Origin of the sequence: Caldithrix abyssi DSM 13497 (genome assembly GCF_001886815.1) — a bacterium.
GTDB lineage: Bacteria > Calditrichota > Calditrichia > Calditrichales > Calditrichaceae > Caldithrix > Caldithrix abyssi.
The window spans coordinates 2,220,095-2,234,744 of record NZ_CP018099.1 but is presented as its reverse complement, the minus strand read 5'-3'; the positions used below and the strand labels follow the sequence as shown (position 1 = coordinate 2,234,744).

At 46.9% G+C, this 14,650-nt stretch carries 11 protein-coding genes; 3 read left to right on the top strand and 8 right to left on the bottom strand.

Annotated features, from left to right (window positions below):
• Positions 1-307: 307 nt before the first annotated feature.
• Positions 308-2,620, bottom strand: a complete 2,313-nt coding sequence (locus Cabys_RS08730) for a TonB-dependent receptor (protein WP_006929970.1) — start codon at positions 2,618-2,620, stop codon at positions 308-310.
• Between the two features lie 649 nt (positions 2,621-3,269).
• Between Cabys_RS08730 and Cabys_RS08725 the strand changes: the two genes are divergently transcribed.
• Genes Cabys_RS08725 through Cabys_RS08715 form a run of 3 tightly spaced genes read left to right on the top strand, consistent with a single transcriptional unit; the run spans position 3,270 to position 6,098 of the window.
• Positions 3,270-3,716 (top strand): SRPBCC domain-containing protein, encoded by a 447-nt coding sequence (locus tag Cabys_RS08725; protein ID WP_006929969.1) that lies wholly within the window; start codon positions 3,270-3,272, stop codon positions 3,714-3,716.
• Positions 3,713-4,696 carry a GNAT family N-acetyltransferase gene (locus Cabys_RS08720; protein WP_006929968.1) on the top strand — a complete coding sequence of 328 codons (984 nt, stop codon included), beginning with the start codon at positions 3,713-3,715 and terminating at the stop codon, positions 4,694-4,696. Before Cabys_RS08725 ends, Cabys_RS08720 begins: the two co-directional genes overlap by 4 nt.
• Before the next feature lie 7 nt (positions 4,697-4,703).
• Positions 4,704-6,098, top strand: a complete 1,395-nt coding sequence (locus Cabys_RS08715; RefSeq protein WP_006929967.1) for an oligosaccharide flippase family protein — start codon at positions 4,704-4,706, stop codon at positions 6,096-6,098.
• Here the strand turns inward: Cabys_RS08715 and Cabys_RS08710 are convergent.
• From Cabys_RS08710 to hypB, 7 genes are all read right to left on the bottom strand, one after another.
• Entirely contained in the window at positions 6,090-7,220 is a 1,131-nt protein-coding gene (locus Cabys_RS08710; RefSeq protein WP_006929966.1) for a glycosyltransferase, read from the bottom strand. The genes Cabys_RS08715 and Cabys_RS08710 overlap by 9 nt on opposite strands.
• A 632-nt stretch (positions 7,221-7,852) precedes the next feature.
• Positions 7,853-8,908, bottom strand: coding sequence for a hydrogenase expression/formation protein HypE (gene hypE / locus Cabys_RS08700; RefSeq protein WP_006929965.1), 1,056 nt, complete (start codon positions 8,906-8,908; stop codon positions 7,853-7,855).
• 13 nt (positions 8,909-8,921) lie between these two features.
• Positions 8,922-10,016, bottom strand: coding sequence for a hydrogenase formation protein HypD (hypD, locus tag Cabys_RS08695; protein WP_006929964.1), 1,095 nt, complete (start codon positions 10,014-10,016; stop codon positions 8,922-8,924).
• Between the two features lie 14 nt (positions 10,017-10,030).
• Positions 10,031-10,333, bottom strand: coding sequence for a HypC/HybG/HupF family hydrogenase formation chaperone (locus Cabys_RS08690; protein WP_006929963.1), 303 nt, complete (start codon positions 10,331-10,333; stop codon positions 10,031-10,033).
• Positions 10,334-10,351: 18 nt separating this feature from the next.
• The gene (locus Cabys_RS08685; RefSeq protein WP_006929962.1) at positions 10,352-11,386 is read right to left on the bottom strand and encodes a PDDEXK nuclease domain-containing protein; all 1,035 of its coding nucleotides are present in this window, start codon (positions 11,384-11,386) and stop codon (positions 10,352-10,354) included.
• 26 nt (positions 11,387-11,412) lie between these two features.
• Positions 11,413-13,767, bottom strand: coding sequence for a carbamoyltransferase HypF (gene hypF, locus Cabys_RS08680; RefSeq protein ID WP_006929961.1), 2,355 nt, complete (start codon positions 13,765-13,767; stop codon positions 11,413-11,415).
• Positions 13,754-14,611 (bottom strand): hydrogenase nickel incorporation protein HypB, encoded by an 858-nt coding sequence (gene hypB, locus Cabys_RS08675; RefSeq protein WP_006929960.1) that lies wholly within the window; start codon positions 14,609-14,611, stop codon positions 13,754-13,756. The genes hypF and hypB overlap by 14 nt, the downstream gene beginning before the upstream one ends.
• Positions 14,612-14,650 lie beyond the last annotated feature (39 nt).

Here is a 14,650-nt window from a genome sequence, read left to right as displayed (position 1 = left end):
CAAGAAATTATTGAATCACTCTGAATGTCCCCCAAATTTTTTAAGATTACAATATTTTTTCTAAAATCATTTTTATAACTCACCCCCTAATTACAAAATTACTAACACGTTAGACATGCTCTTATCCCCCTCTCTTTGCAAAAAGACTCACAGAGCAAGGCGGGGGAATGAGGTGAGTTTTTCATACATTCAGCTATTGTATTTCCTTAAATATCAATCGATTATAAGGTCTTTGTTTGAAATTTTGGGGGACATTCAAATTATTGAATCACTGCGGCAAAACGAATATCGCGCGTTAAATGGTTTGCTAAAAGGCGAATTGAATGAGTCGCAAGCTGAAGATAAAATTCCTGCCGGGCGCGTTGACGCCCGAGCCATGAATCCGATAGCCCACATCGAAAATATTTTCAATGGCAACCTGAACTTGCAGCCACTTTCCCACCTTTCGCTGAAGTTGAAAATTAACGGTGTTCCAGGCAGGCGTTCCTTCCGCGGGAATTCGCGGGTCCTGCCGGTCGTCCTCGCTTAGACGCGTCTGTCTTTGAGCTGCTTTAAGGTTCATTTCCAGCATTAAAGCCGCAAGTTCATAGCGGACGAAAAACTTTGCGAAAGGCGGCGGAATTCCTCCGATGGGCTCGTTACGCGTTTGGTTCTGACCGCGGGTGTAAGTCAGTTGAAATCCCGCAGTCCATCTATCTATAACCTGGCGTTGCAGGGCAAGCTCCATACCGTAAATGTACCCGCGGCCGATATTTTGCTTGCTGCGAACTTCGTAGGAATAGCCATCAATAATCAAAACGTCGGATGCCTGGTAAATATCCGGCGCGCTTTCGATTAATCCCGAAATTAGATTGTAGTAACCGTTCATGGTAAAGCGCGTGTGGCTGGTTCTGAATTTCAGCCCCGCCATGTAAGATATCAAGCGCTCCGGCTTTAAATCGGGGTTGGGGATTTCAATAATCTGCCCTTTGGACTGTCCGAATTTGGACAGATCGCTCAGGTTTGGCGCACGAAAACCTTGACCGATATTAACATAGCCATGCAAGGCCTGGCTAAATCGATAGTTCAGGCCCGCATTAAATGTCAGGGCCTTAAAGGTCAAACGTTGATCGCCAAACAGCGAATCGTTTAAGGCAAATTCCGTTGCATGACGCGCGCACCTTCCACCCCACAAAATGGACAGGCGTTCCGACACGGTAAACTTATCCTGCACAAAAATTCCCAGCGACTGGTAAACAGCGCCGTCCGGATAGCGGGCAATCGTTTTTTTCTCTTTCCGATCCGTTAAAGAATCGTACACCCAACGGCTACTGCCGATCAAATCGTGGTAAAAATCCACTCCATAACTTATTTTATGGGAGGCATATCCGCCGTTTATTTGCAGAGTAATGCCTTTTGTGGTCGCCTGATCGTTTTCTATCGTTAAAGAGGTTATCGCCTCTTTCTGAATTTCCCTGCCTTCTTGCTGAACCTGATATGAAAACGTCGCGCTTATTTCATTAAGCAATGGATGATTTGTTTTTTGCACCAGGCGTGTGTAAAAAAGAGAACGCGCCTGGGGATGATAAAGCCATCGATTGTACTGATTGTAAGCGTATTTGTCGAAACGGGGCACGTGGGTTTGCAATGATTTTTGCCAGGCAAACACCAGGTTCGTAAATGACGTTGCTTTCCACTGTAGTTTAAATTGATAGTCCCTGGCCAGATAAGCGGTAGGCTTTTGAACCGTACCGGGAAAGGAATTTCGCAATGCGTCGGGCAATTTTTCCTGCCCGTAGCGTAAATCGCCAAAATCCTTATAACTGTAACCGGCTTGCAGGGCAATTGTTTTTCCCTGCCAGCGCGCCTGGCCATGAAACATGGACGAACGATCGGCCGAGGCAAAACGGCCGATTATCCCCACGCCATATCCTGCCGCCGTGTCGCTAAAATCCCGGCTGATTAAATTAATTACGCCGCCCAGCGCGTCGCTGCCATATTGAACCGAAGCAGGGCCATACACAATCTCCACAGCCTGTAAACTAAATAGATCGACTGTGTTCAGGTACTGGTGATTGCCGGTGCGGTAAAGGCTGTTGTTCAGTCGAATTCCATCTAATAAGATCAAAATACGACTGGAACTTAAACCTCTGATAATAGCCGAGCCGCCGCCATGACTTGTTTTCTGGATAAAGACGCCCGGCTCGTTTTTTAACGCGCCGGCGCTGGTGTTTGCCAGCGTATTCATAAGCTGCTCGCGATCCAGCCGGTCGACCGCCATAGGCAACAGGGGCAAAGGCGTTTGAATGCGCGTGGCAGTAACGACTAATGGCTGCTGGGCATGTAAATTTTCCTTTAAAATGATCGGGTTCAATACCAGCAATGAATCGGTCACCACAATCGGTCCGATGCGTAACGGTTGATAGGAAATGTGATTGAATTCTAAAAAATAGGCGCCCGATCTAAGGCCTTTAAATTTAAATTGTCCATTGTGCTGGGAGATGGCCGTCTTTTCTCCCGGTTCGAGCCACACATACACATCGGCAATGGGCTTTCCGGCAGCATTTTTAACCACGCCCTGCAGTTCAGCGCCAAAGGCTGGGAAAAAATAGAATGGAAACAGCAAAAAGAATATTTTCATAAATTAAATATCTACCGCATTTACTTGCAAGCATTGAATGTAACGACAACGATGGTAATTTTCAAAGGATTTTTTGGCTGCGGGGAGAACGGCCTTTTTTCTGCAAAACAGTGTAACCTGCGGTGGCTTCGACGGCTCGGCACTCCAGGGGAAAAACAAATCCCTGAGTTATTTCGAAGGGAGCAACTTGCCTGATGATGCCATCTTCTCCCTTTTTTAAATCTTTTTGCCTTTGATTAAAATCTCAGGCGACAAATACCGGTTTGAAATGAGTTTTAAATACTTATGTCAAGTCGTCGAATCCAAACCGCTAATTTCCCACGCAGGTGGGTTTATGATACTTCCTTCGAAAGATCTAATGCCTTAGCGTGCGAAAATTTTTGTTCTGTTTTAAAAACTCATCCCCCGTCCCCAGAATAATTTGATTAATCTTTTTCTGCGATTATTTGCGGAATCTGCGAGAAAATTACTTTGCGCCCTTTGCGGTTGATTTTTTTACGGCCAAAACCGCCTCTAATAAAGTTTTTGGCAGCGGCTTTGCGGTCTTGGCCTTTTTATCCGCTAAACCTTTTAACGCCCCTCCAAATCCATTTGAATTGCATGCGCCAATCCATTAATTTAATCTTAAATTTAATCGGGACTTAAAAAAATGAAAACAATTAAAGCCACGATCGTCATTAAAGCCAGTCCGCGTAAGGTCTGGCAAATTTTAAGGGATATTAATACCTACACCTTCTGGAATCCGTTCATCATTTACGGCAGGGGCGAGTTTGCGGTCGGCAAAAAATTTTCTTTTATTCTCAAGGCTCCCGGTGAAAAACCGAAATTTTTCAAATCCATTTTTAAAAAAATAGAAGAGAACAAAGAGGTGCGCTGGCTAAAAAAAAGCCTGTTGCCCGGTTTTTATAATGTGGAACATTTGATTACTTTAAACTTTTCTTCAGAAAACGAAACAACGCTGGAATATCGCCAGCATTTTAGCGGATTGTTGGCCTGGTGGTTTTTTGATCGTCTGGAGTACAGTTACATGGCAGGCATGAAAAAGATGAATCAGGCCCTAAAAGAGATGTGCGAACAAGAAGGGGAAAAAGCATGAGTTTAACGATTTCGCGTTTTACAAAAGAAGATGAAAGCTGGTGGGACGACTACATCTGGCAGGCAGACAATGGTACGATCTTCCACACGCGACGTTTTTTGAGCTACCATCCGCAAGGCCGTTTTGTTGACCATTCGCTGATCTTTAAAAGAAAAAATTCCATCCGCGCCGTTTTGCCGGCCATTGAAATGGAAATGGACAAAGACCGGGTGCTGTACTCGCATCGGGGCGCCTCTTACGGCGGATTCGTTTACCGCGACATGGGCATTGCCGAAGCGTTTGAAGTGGTGGAGGCTTTGAAAAAATACGCGCGAGAAAACGGCTTTACGCGCATTTTAATCACCCTCCCTCCCCTTGTTTACATGAACCGTTATTCCAACTACATCGATTTCGCCATGCTGCAGAACGGCTTCCGTTATTTAAAACGGGAAATTTCCAGCGTCGTGCAATTGCCCTCCCATCCGGATCAGGTGTTGAGCCTGTTTAAAAGCGAAGCGCGCACGGCCACGCGTAAATCCATTAAATCCGGCATTGAAATACGTCTGTCCGATGACTATGACACTTACTACGAAATCTTGAAGCAAAATCTGAAACTGCGGCACAACGTTACGCCCACCCATACCCTGCCGGAATTAAAGAAACTGGCGCAGCTCTTTCCCGACCGTATTCATCTGTGGGCGGCCTATCTGGGCGAACAGATGATTGCCGGAGTGGTTAATTTTATCTGCACGCCGCGCGTTGTGCTGGCATTTTACATCAGCGACAACAAGGAATTCCAGCAATACCGTTCGGTTAACAACCTTTTTTACCACATCTTTCAATGGGCGGTTCAAGAAGGTTTTCAATTTTACGATTTCGGTATTTTTACAGTGAACATGGACCCCAACTGGGGCCTGGGAAAATTTAAAGAGAACTTTGGCGCACGCGGGCTTTTTCGGGATTCGTTCGAGCTGCTGATGTGGTCTCCACAAAATCCATGAGTTGTCCATGAACTTCAGATTTTCCAAAAGCCTGCAAGATTTTTTCAACTATATGATTGCCGGCGGTCTGGCCCGGATATTACCTTTTTTGTTGCTGCCCTACGTTGCAAAGGTTCTAACTCCGGAGAATTTTGGTTTTTTTTCCCTCTACCGTCTTTACACCGCGCTGGGATCAGTCATCTTACTTCTGGGCGTTGAACAGGGTTTATTTCGTCTTATTCCGGGGCTGCATGCGCATGAACGACTGCGCTATCTGCGGGCGGCCCTTTCTTTTATACTTATTTTTTTTATCTTTTTAACCGTTCTGAGCTGGCCCTGGCAGAAGCCCCTCAACCGCTTTTTCCTCGATCCGAATATTTCTTTTCCTTTCCTGTTCATTCCCCTGCTGATACTGGTCAACGCCCTGAGCGTGCTTATTTTGACTTTCTTCAGCGCCTGTCAGGAAAGTAGAAAATACTTGCTGGGCAATTTGCTTGTGCAGGGAACATTTTTTACTCTGTTTTTATCCGGTCTTTTTCTGGGCTGGCAACTTAAGGCCTTTTTCATCTCTTTTATTGCGGCCAATCTTCTGCTTTTGTTCTTTAATATCGATCTTTTAAAGTCTTTGCGGCGCCTTTCTTTCGACTGGCCAATATTAAAGAGATTACTTAAAACAGGCTTTCCGTTGATGCTCGTTCTTTTATTGACCTACCTGCTTTACCAGAGCGATCATTATCTCATTAAATTTTATCTGGGTGTTGAGCAAACCGGCATTTACAATTACGGCTACCGTTTTGCCTCCATGCTTTTGATTTTTGTGGTGCAAAGCAATAATGTGTGGTTTCCGCGCATTTACGCCCGCGGAGAAGACTTTTTCAGGCAGCATGTGGGCGCCTATGCCGCTTTGATTGCCCTTAGCTGCGCTGGGATTTTGTGGATTTTACTGCTGCTGTTTCATTACTTCCCGTCCTTACTGCTGCCGGCAGGCTTCGAGGTCAGTAAAACCGTCCTTCTGATTGTCGGCCTGGGTTATATGATCTACGGGCAGGCGCAAATGATCGACGGCTGGCTCATTTTAAAAAACAAAAGCAACATTCTGGTGGGCATTTCGGCCGTGGCCTTAGCTTTTAACCTGATTTTCAACGCGCTGTTTATTCCGAAATTTGGTATTCTGGCGGCGGCCACGATTACCGCTTTCAGTTTTTTGCTGATCTGGCTGGCCATTATTATTTATCTTGGACGTTTTCTCAATAAAAAAGCGCTGAGCGTCACCGTCCTAAAAACCGCGCTTTTCACAGCGCCATTTTTCCTGTTGTTTGTTTACAATCAGCCTCTGGTCTGGTTTACGCTTTTTTGGTTCATGGGGCTATTAGAATTCATGCGCAATCCACTGAGCAAGATTCTTTTGTCCTTTTCAAAGTAGCGTTCTTATGATCTGTAAATACGTTTTCGATTCCTCCTGCCAGGAATACCTGCGTGACGCTTTTTTTAGATTTTTCTTTAAACGCAGATAAAATTTGGGACGTAATATTTTGCGAACGGCCTGTTCGATTTCGCGGATGTTTTGCGGATCAACAGTCAGCCCCACGCCTTCGCTTTCTATAATTTTTTTAATCTCCGGATAATTACTACCAATGACCGGAATTTCTGCCTGAATGTATTCGAACAATTTATTGGGCAAAGCGTGGTAGTAACTCAATCCCTTTCCGGAGATGACAGTAAAACCAAAATCAGCGGAATACGTGTAATGAGCCAGTTGATCAAAGGGCACCATTCCGGTAAATATTACACGATCGGACATGTGCCGTTCTTTTGCCAATTTTTCCAGCTCGCTTTTTAATGGTCCGTCTCCAACGATAAAAAGCGCCACATCATCAATTGCCGCACATGCTTCAATAATTTCACGCAAACCGCGACCTTCAAACACCATGCCCTGGTAGATGCCGATTTTTTGCTGCGCAGGGAGTGCGTATTTTTCTCTTAAAAAATTACCTGGTACATGTTCCTGCCGGTAAGGAATGTTGCGCACAAAACCGACCACATTCAAGCGGGGATAGTTTTTTTGCAAAGCAATGGCGTCGGATTCACATACTGTAAAAGCGGCGCGGGCCCGGCTAACGCCAAAGCGTTCGATCATGCGAAAGAAAAAACGCCGCAGCGGCTTTTTGACCAGCGAATTCAGCCCGCTCACCAGTTCCACACTATCGTAAATGTAATTGCAATCCTGAAAAAAAGATTTAATACGCAGCGGAACAAGGGGTAAAAAATCGTAGGCAATGTACAGATCTGCTTTTTGCCGCATCAGCCAGCAGGCGGCTGTGAACCAGAACTGGAAAAAACGCAAAAAGGTCGGTCCATTCCACAATCTGACGCGCGTCAGCTCCACGCCCTGCCACAACTTTTCGTTTAATTGAGGATGGTAAGCGCAGAAGAGACGCACATCATAGCCCTGCCCCGCCAATGTTCTTACCTTACGATGCAAATTGGCTTCGTAAAAAAGATCGGAAATGGTCAGAATAACAATGGTCGGTCGCCTCTTTGTCAAATTTCTTTCCTCGCTATTTGAATTGAATTAAATGTAGCTTATTCAAAAATTCCACGCAAGGAAAGTCTTCAATTTTTCGCGCCGCAAAAATGGTTGAATGGTTGAATATTCAACAAAAACTCTCAGGCCTTACAGCGTTAAATAAAGAGCGCTTGCACTGGATGCCTGCACTGGGTGCTTGCACTGGATGCCTGCACTGGATGCTTGCACTGGGTGCAATCTGCCCTCCCAGACTTTTATTCTGGGAGAAGGGAATCAGGGCAATTGAAACTTTTTTTAATTTAAAATATTCTTTGTGCCCTTTGTGACTTCTCTGCGCTCCCTGTGGTCGCTTAAATTCCCGCGTGATTTTTTTTGGTTGTGGCTATGCTGTACTAAAATTAAAAATTACAAATTACGAATTACGAATTATCACGCGGAGCGGGAGGCTGTGCCCGAATAGTAGAGTGCCGATTTGCTTAGCTTTCGTCTTAAATGTTAAATAATTTTCTGCGATGATTGGCGTAATCTGCGAGAAAATTACTTTACGCGCATTGAGGCTGATTTTGGTTGCGGCTTTGCTGCCTTGGAGCGAACTCAACCTATTTTTTGGGCGCAACCAACCATCGAATTGGCAGGCTGCGCCGGCTCTTTTAACAAATTCTGGGCAATTGTTCGCCCACCGGCATGTCGATGATGCGCTCCACGCCGTAAACATTTTTCATCACCACTCTGCCGGCATGCTCTTCCACGGCCTGCCCGATGATCACGGCGTCTTTTCCCTCCGGCACGCGATGCATAGCCTCTAACATGGATTCAGCGACTTCATCCGGAACAACGGCCACCAACTTTCCCTCATTGGCCACATAAAGCGGATCAATTCCCAAAATCTCGCAGGCCGAGCGTACATCCTGTTTAATGGGGATTTGCTGTTCTTCCAGTTTAAAACCAACCCCCGAAGATCTGGCCAGTTCATTAAGCGTGGTGGCAAGGCCGCCGCGCGTGGGATCGCGCATGGCACGAATTTGTTTGCTTACCTTCAGCATGGCTTCCACCAGACGGTTTAACGAAGCGGTGTCGCTTTCAATAGTCGATTCGAAGGACAGACCTTCGCGCACAGAAAGGATGGCCATGCCGTGATCGGCAATCGTGCCGGATAGAATGATTTTATCACCGGGTCTGATATTTTTGGCGCTGATGTTGACGCCATCCGGAATCACGCCCACCCCGCTGGTATTGATAAAGATTTTATCGCACGAACCTTTATTCACCACCTTGGTGTCTCCGGTTACAATCTGCACGCCGGCCTTGTCCAGCGCCCGCCGCATGGCAACGAGAATTTCGTGCAGATCGGCGATGGGCAGTCCTTCTTCCAGAATAAAGCCAACGCTTAAAACTTTTGGAAGGGCCCCGCTCATACAGATGTCGTTGACGGTGCCGTTGACCGCCAGCTCGCCGATATTTCCTCCGGGGAAAAAGATGGGACTCACCACGAAAGAATCGGTTGTAAAGGCCAGCCGCTGGCCGTTAAACTGTAAGCGCGCCTGATCTTCCAGATCGTTAAGCATCGGGTTGCCAAAAACAGGCAAAAAAACTTTATCGATGAGGTCGGCAGAAAGTCTGCCCCCTGCTCCATGCGCCATTTGAATGGTCTGGTAATCCGTTTTGGGCAACGGACAGGAAAATTGGCTGAAATCGTACTCGGCCATTCGTTTGATCTCCTTATTCGTTATGAGCTTTGTGGTAACGGTAATAGGCGGCGCAAGCGCCCTCGCTTGAAACCATGGTGGCGCCCAGCGGGGTTTGCGGCGTACACTCTTTGCCAAAAGCCGGACACTCATGCGGTTTTTTCATGCCCTGTAGCACCAAACCGCTGATGCAGATTTCCGGTTCCTCGGTTTGTAGATGTCCAACGTCAAATTTTAAGGCCGCGTCATGGGCTTTAAATTCCGGACGGATGGCGTAACCGCTTTTGGGTATGGTGCCGATTCCGCGCCATTTGCGATCCGTTATTTCAAACACCTGATTAATGACAGCCTGAGCCGCTTTATTGCCTTCTCTTTTTACCGCGCGTCCATATTGATTTTCAACGCGCGCTTCGCCCTTTTCCAGCTGCTTCACAGCGGCTAAAATGCCTTTCAACAGATCAACCGGCTCAAAACCCGTGGGCACAATTGGTACGCGGTATTTTTCGGCAATGGGTTCATACTCCCACCACCCCATAACCGTACACACATGACCGGCAGCCAGATAGGCATTAACGCGATTGTGCGGTGAATTGAGCAAAGCCTCCATGGCCGGCGGCACCAGCACATGGCTTACCAGCTCGCTAAAGTTGGTCAATCCTTCGCGTTTTGCCTGTAAAATAGCCATGGCATTGCCCGGCGCCGTGGTTTCAAAGCCAACAGCAAAAAAGACTACTTCTTTATCTGGATTTTCTCTGGCCAGTTTTAAAGCCTCAAGAGGCGAATACACCATGCGTACATCAGCTCCTTCGGAACGCGCCTGGAACAAATCCGAATGGCTACCAGGCACGCGCAGCATATCTCCAAAAGAAGTAAAAATCACATGCTCCATTTTGGCGATGGCAATGGCCTGATCGATCATCTCCAGGGGCGTAACGCACACCGGACAACCCGGCCCGTGCACCAATTCAATTTCTCCGGGCAGCATTTGATCGATGCCAAACTTTAAAATAGAGTGCGTTTGCCCTCCGCAAATTTCCATAATTACCCAGGGCTTTGTAACCACCTGATGTATTTGATCTACCAGCGATTTTACCAGTTCCGGATCGCGAAATTCATCAATGTACTTCAATTTCCCTCCCCCTATTATGAAGACTTCTTTTTTTCATCTTTTTTCTTTTTGGAAAGAGGCTCATTTTCCACACGATAGCCCTCTTTCTTTAGCGCGTCGGTCATTTCATCAAAGGTCTGAAACACCTCTTCCGCTTCGTCTTCGTCCATCACCGAAATGGCAAAGCCTGCATGCACAATAACGTACTGTCCATCCTCAACTTCCGGAACATAAGCCAGGCAGGCTTTATTGATTGTACCGCTGTAATCGATTTTGCCCATTTTAAGTCCGCCTTCATCAAAAATTTCTATCACCTTACCGGGAATGGCTAAACACATAGTTTTCTCCTCTTTAATTTAACTTTTCTCAGGGAAAAGACCTTTTAGTTTTTCGGCAAATTCCTCGGCGGTCGGAAAATACTTGCTCATTTTTTCCGGCAGCCTTTTGTGCACTTTGTAAGTGGAAACACCGATGGGTTTGCCCACATCTTTTAATGTGTATTCAACGATGGTGCGATTTTTATTTTGACAGATGATGATGCCAATGGATGGATTCTCCTCCGCCAATTTAAAACGATCATCCAGAACAGAGAGGTAAAACTGCATTTTACCGGCATATTCCGGCTTGAATTTACCCATCTTTAATTCCACCGCCACCAGACAACGCAACGCCCGATGATAGAGTAATAGATCAATAAAAAATTCTTCATCATCGATTTCCAGGCGAAACTGATTGCCAATAAATGCAAAGTATCCGCCCATTTCTATCAGGAATTGACGCACATGTTCCAGCAAATTTCTTTCCAGTTCCCTTTCGGAATGTTCCTCGCCCACTTCAAGAAAATCAAATACGTACTCGTCTTTAACCGCCATATGGGCCTGATGACGATACTTTTTCTGAATGGTTTTACTGAAATTGGTTTGGCTGGATAAATATTTCTGAAACGCCTGATTTTCGATTTGATTGACCAGCACGCGGTAAGACCAGCCAAATTTTTTTGCCATCTCCATGTAAAACCGTCTTTCTGAATTGCTCGCGCATTTTTCCAGAATGGCGACATTATGCGACCAGGAAATTTCTGCAGACAGTGTCTGCAGATTTTTATCTTCACGATAGGCCAAAAAGAAATTACGCATATTCCATAGATTCCGGGCAGAAAAACCCTTAATACCCGGGAACTCCAGCTGTAAATCACTGGCCAGATTTTCCACCACTGCTTTTCCCCAGCCCATAGTTTCTTGCTTTTCCACGATTTTTTTCCCGATCTCCCAGTAAAGTTGAATTAACGATCGATTCACCTTGCGCAGCGCCTGGAGCTGAGCCTTACGTACTTTTTGCTTAATTTCTTTCAATAATGAAAGATATTCCGCATCTTTTTGCAGGGCGTCCATCGGCAAAACCTCTTTGCTATTTTATTTTAAACTTCGCCGCTTACTCGATCCAAAAACGAGACTTCTTCTTTTCCGGCTAGCAGCAGTTTCAATCCAATAGCGCATTGTCCCAGAGAAATTCCACCGTCATTGGGCGGCGTCTGGCGGTGCGTTAACACTTTTAAATTGTGCTTTTGTAAAAAAGCGTTTAACAACTTAAGCAAAATCTCATTTTGAAAGACGCCGCCGCTTAAAACAACGGTTTTAAGTCCCGTTTTTTGAACGGCTTTCAAAGTAACCGCTTCCAGTAAACTCGCCATGGTAACATGAAATCTGGCGGCCAGCAGCGCAATAGGCGTCCCTTCCACAGCCAGCTCAGCCAGGTTTCTGATAATGGGCTCAAAAGGAATATAAGGTAAATCGGCTTCGAATTGCAATGGCGCAACGTCGATCGTACGAACGGCCTGCGTAAATTCAATAGTCGCCTGCGCTTCGTAGTAAATATGCTGCCTCCCGCCGCTGATTACAGCCGCGGCATCAAACAAACGACCACAACTGCTGGTTAATGGACTGTTCAGCTTTTTTTCAAGTAATTGCCGGATCAAAGCAATGGGCTTATCTTTTAAAAACGGAAGTTCAGGCAGCGCTTCGCCAAAGGCGGCCAGCAGGTAACTAACGGCCATGCGCCAGGGCTCTTTGATGGCCGCTTCCCCGCCTGGAATGGGCAGCGGCTTAAAACAGGCCAGACGTTCAAGCGTGGTAAAATCACCCGCCAGAATCTCACCGCCCCAGATCGTGCCGTCATACCCGTAACCGGTGCCGTCCAGAATCACGCCAATCGCCGGCTCGTCCCACTGCCATTCAGCCATACAGGCCGCCATGTGCGCGTGATGATGCTGCACCTTTACGAGCGGCGCGTAATTTTGACTTTCTGCCCACTGTGTTGAAAAATACGCGGGATGCAGGTCGCAGATGATTCGCTGCGGCGTGGTTTGTAAAATATCTGCAAAATGCTCAATGGTTTCTTCAAAAAATTGGTTGGCCAGCAAATTTTCCAGATCGCCAATGTGCTGACTTAAAAAAGCGCGCCCGCCTTTGGAAAAGCAGACGGTATTTTTTAACTCGCCGCCCACGGCCAGCACCGACGCTTTGCTTTGCGTGTTCAAAAACACCGGCCGCGGTACGTAGCCCCGGCTGCGGCGGATAAATACGGTTTGTCCGGCAAAACGCGCCACAACCGAGTCGTCTGCGCGAATTAAAATTGCCCGGTTGTGCAGCAGCAAATAATCCGCAATATCGAAAAGCCTTTTTCGCGCTTCTTCATTATCGATGACAATTGGTTCTTCGCTGCGATTGGCGCTGGTCATTACCAGTAGCGGTACTTTATTTTCGGGCAATCTGCTTTGCAGTTCATCAAAAATCAGGTAGTGCAGGGGCGTGTAAGGCAGCATCACACCCAACCTCTGGTTGGCAGGCGCCACGGCTTCCGCCACAGGCAGATGCGGTTTCTTTTTTAACAGAACAATGGGTCTTTGTGGCGCGGTGAGCAGTTCCTGTTCGGCAGCATCGAGGAAGACCAGCTTTTTAACGACTGCCAGGTCAGGCGCCATGACGGCCAGCGGTTTTTGTTCGCGGTTTTTGCGCCGACGCAGGCGTTGCACAGCCTGTTCATTGGTGGCATCCACCGCCAGATGAAAACCGCCCAGTCCCTTGATGGCCACAATTTTACCGTCCAATAGATAGCGCGCCAGCAGCTCGATGGCCGCCTGTTCGCGAGCAAGCTCTTTATTGTCGCCAACCGTCTCCAGCCAGACGTGCGGCCCGCAGCGCGCGCAGGCGTTTGGTTGAGCATGAAAACGCCGATTGGTCGGATCCTCGTATTCTGCCTGACACGCCTCACACATGGCAAACTCGGCCATAGAGGTATTGGGGCGGTCGTAAGGAATACGTTTAATAATGGTGAAACGCGGCCCGCAATTGGTGCAGTTGATGAACGGATAGCGGTAACGTCGATCGGATGGATCGCGCATTTCACGCAGACAGTCATCACAAATGGCAATGTCCGGAGAGATCAGGGTTTGATTATCCGCCGAATCAACAGAAGCAATGATGCGAAAATTGCCATCATCTTGTAAAGGAATATCTGTTCTTTGCAACGAAATAATTTCAGACAGGGGCGGTTTGTCCTTTTGCAAGCGCTGCACAAATTCATCGATTAAAGTCCGCTGCCCCTGCAGTTCAATCACCACGCCTTGGCTGGTATTGGTGACAAAACCGGAAAGCTGCAACTGCCTGGCCAGATTAAAAACAAAAGGACGAAAACCAACGCCCTGAACGATACCATTAACCAGAATCCGCTGGCGTATTATTTTGGTGCGCTCTGCAGGTCTATCCCTTATCATGAGCCTCAACATGTTCTTTTAACCAGTTCAGCCAGGCGTCCATGCCCTCGCCCTGTGTGGCCGACAGTTCAAAGAACTTCAGGTGATGGTTGACCTGCAAGGCGTATTTTTTACATAATTCCAGATCAAATTCCACATACGGTAAAAGATCTATCTTATTAATGATACAAATATCGGAATGCTGGAACATGGTCGGATATTTTAGCGGTTTATCGTCACCTTCGGTAACCGAGATGATGACCACTTTGTGCGCTTCGCCCAGATCAAACAGAGAAGGACAAACCAGATTGCCCACGTTCTCGATAAGTAAAACAGAATGGGGCGCAGGATCGAGTTCTTTAACGGCATGGTTGATCATCTGCGCGTCCAGATGGCAGCCGTTGCCCGTATTAACCTGAATGACCGGCGCACCGACGCGGTCGATCCGTTCGGCGTCTCGTAAGGTTTGCTGATCGCCTTCGATCACGTAAAACGGAATTTCGTTCTTTAACTTTTCGATGGTCTTTTCTAAAAGGGTGGTTTTTCCGGAGCCCGGCGAGCTGACCAGATTTAATACGAAAATATTACGCGCCTCAAAAAAACCGCGATTGCGTTCGGCCAGCAGGTTATTTTTTTGCATCACATCGGTTTCGATCTGAATGGTTTTGCCATGGTCATGGTCGTGGGGATGGGCGTGTGCATGGCTGTGGTCGTGTGGATGGGCATGCCCGTGATCATGATGGTGTGCATGCCCATGATCGTGTTCATGCATGTGATCGCCATGTGAATGGCTGTGTTTGGTTTCGCCCGGTTTTTGATAGGTAACCTGACTTCCCGGTTCTCCGCATCCGCATGTATCGCACATTTTTTATCTCCTTTTGTTTATTTTACGTCTAAAAACTTT

Excerpts from the sequence above, each read along its gene's own strand:
- Cabys_RS08690 (WP_006929963.1), bottom strand. The coding sequence starts at position 10,333 with ATGTGTTTAGCCATTCCCGGTAAGGTGATAGAAATTTTTGATGAAGGC.
- Cabys_RS08685 (WP_006929962.1), bottom strand. The coding sequence starts at position 11,386 with ATGGACGCCCTGCAAAAAGATGCGGAATATCTTTCATTATTGAAAGAA.
- Cabys_RS08725 (WP_006929969.1), top strand. The coding sequence starts at position 3,270 with ATGAAAACAATTAAAGCCACGATCGTCATTAAAGCCAGTCCGCGTAAG.
- Cabys_RS08730 (WP_006929970.1), bottom strand. The coding sequence starts at position 2,620 with ATGAAAATATTCTTTTTGCTGTTTCCATTCTATTTTTTCCCAGCCTTT.
- hypB (WP_006929960.1), bottom strand. The coding sequence starts at position 14,611 with ATGTGCGATACATGCGGATGCGGAGAACCGGGAAGTCAGGTTACCTAT.
- Cabys_RS08715 (WP_006929967.1), top strand. The coding sequence starts at position 4,704 with ATGAACTTCAGATTTTCCAAAAGCCTGCAAGATTTTTTCAACTATATG.
- hypE (WP_006929965.1), bottom strand. The coding sequence starts at position 8,908 with ATGGCCGAGTACGATTTCAGCCAATTTTCCTGTCCGTTGCCCAAAACG.
- hypF (WP_006929961.1), bottom strand. The coding sequence starts at position 13,767 with ATGATAAGGGATAGACCTGCAGAGCGCACCAAAATAATACGCCAGCGG.
- Cabys_RS08720 (WP_006929968.1), top strand. The coding sequence starts at position 3,713 with ATGAGTTTAACGATTTCGCGTTTTACAAAAGAAGATGAAAGCTGGTGG.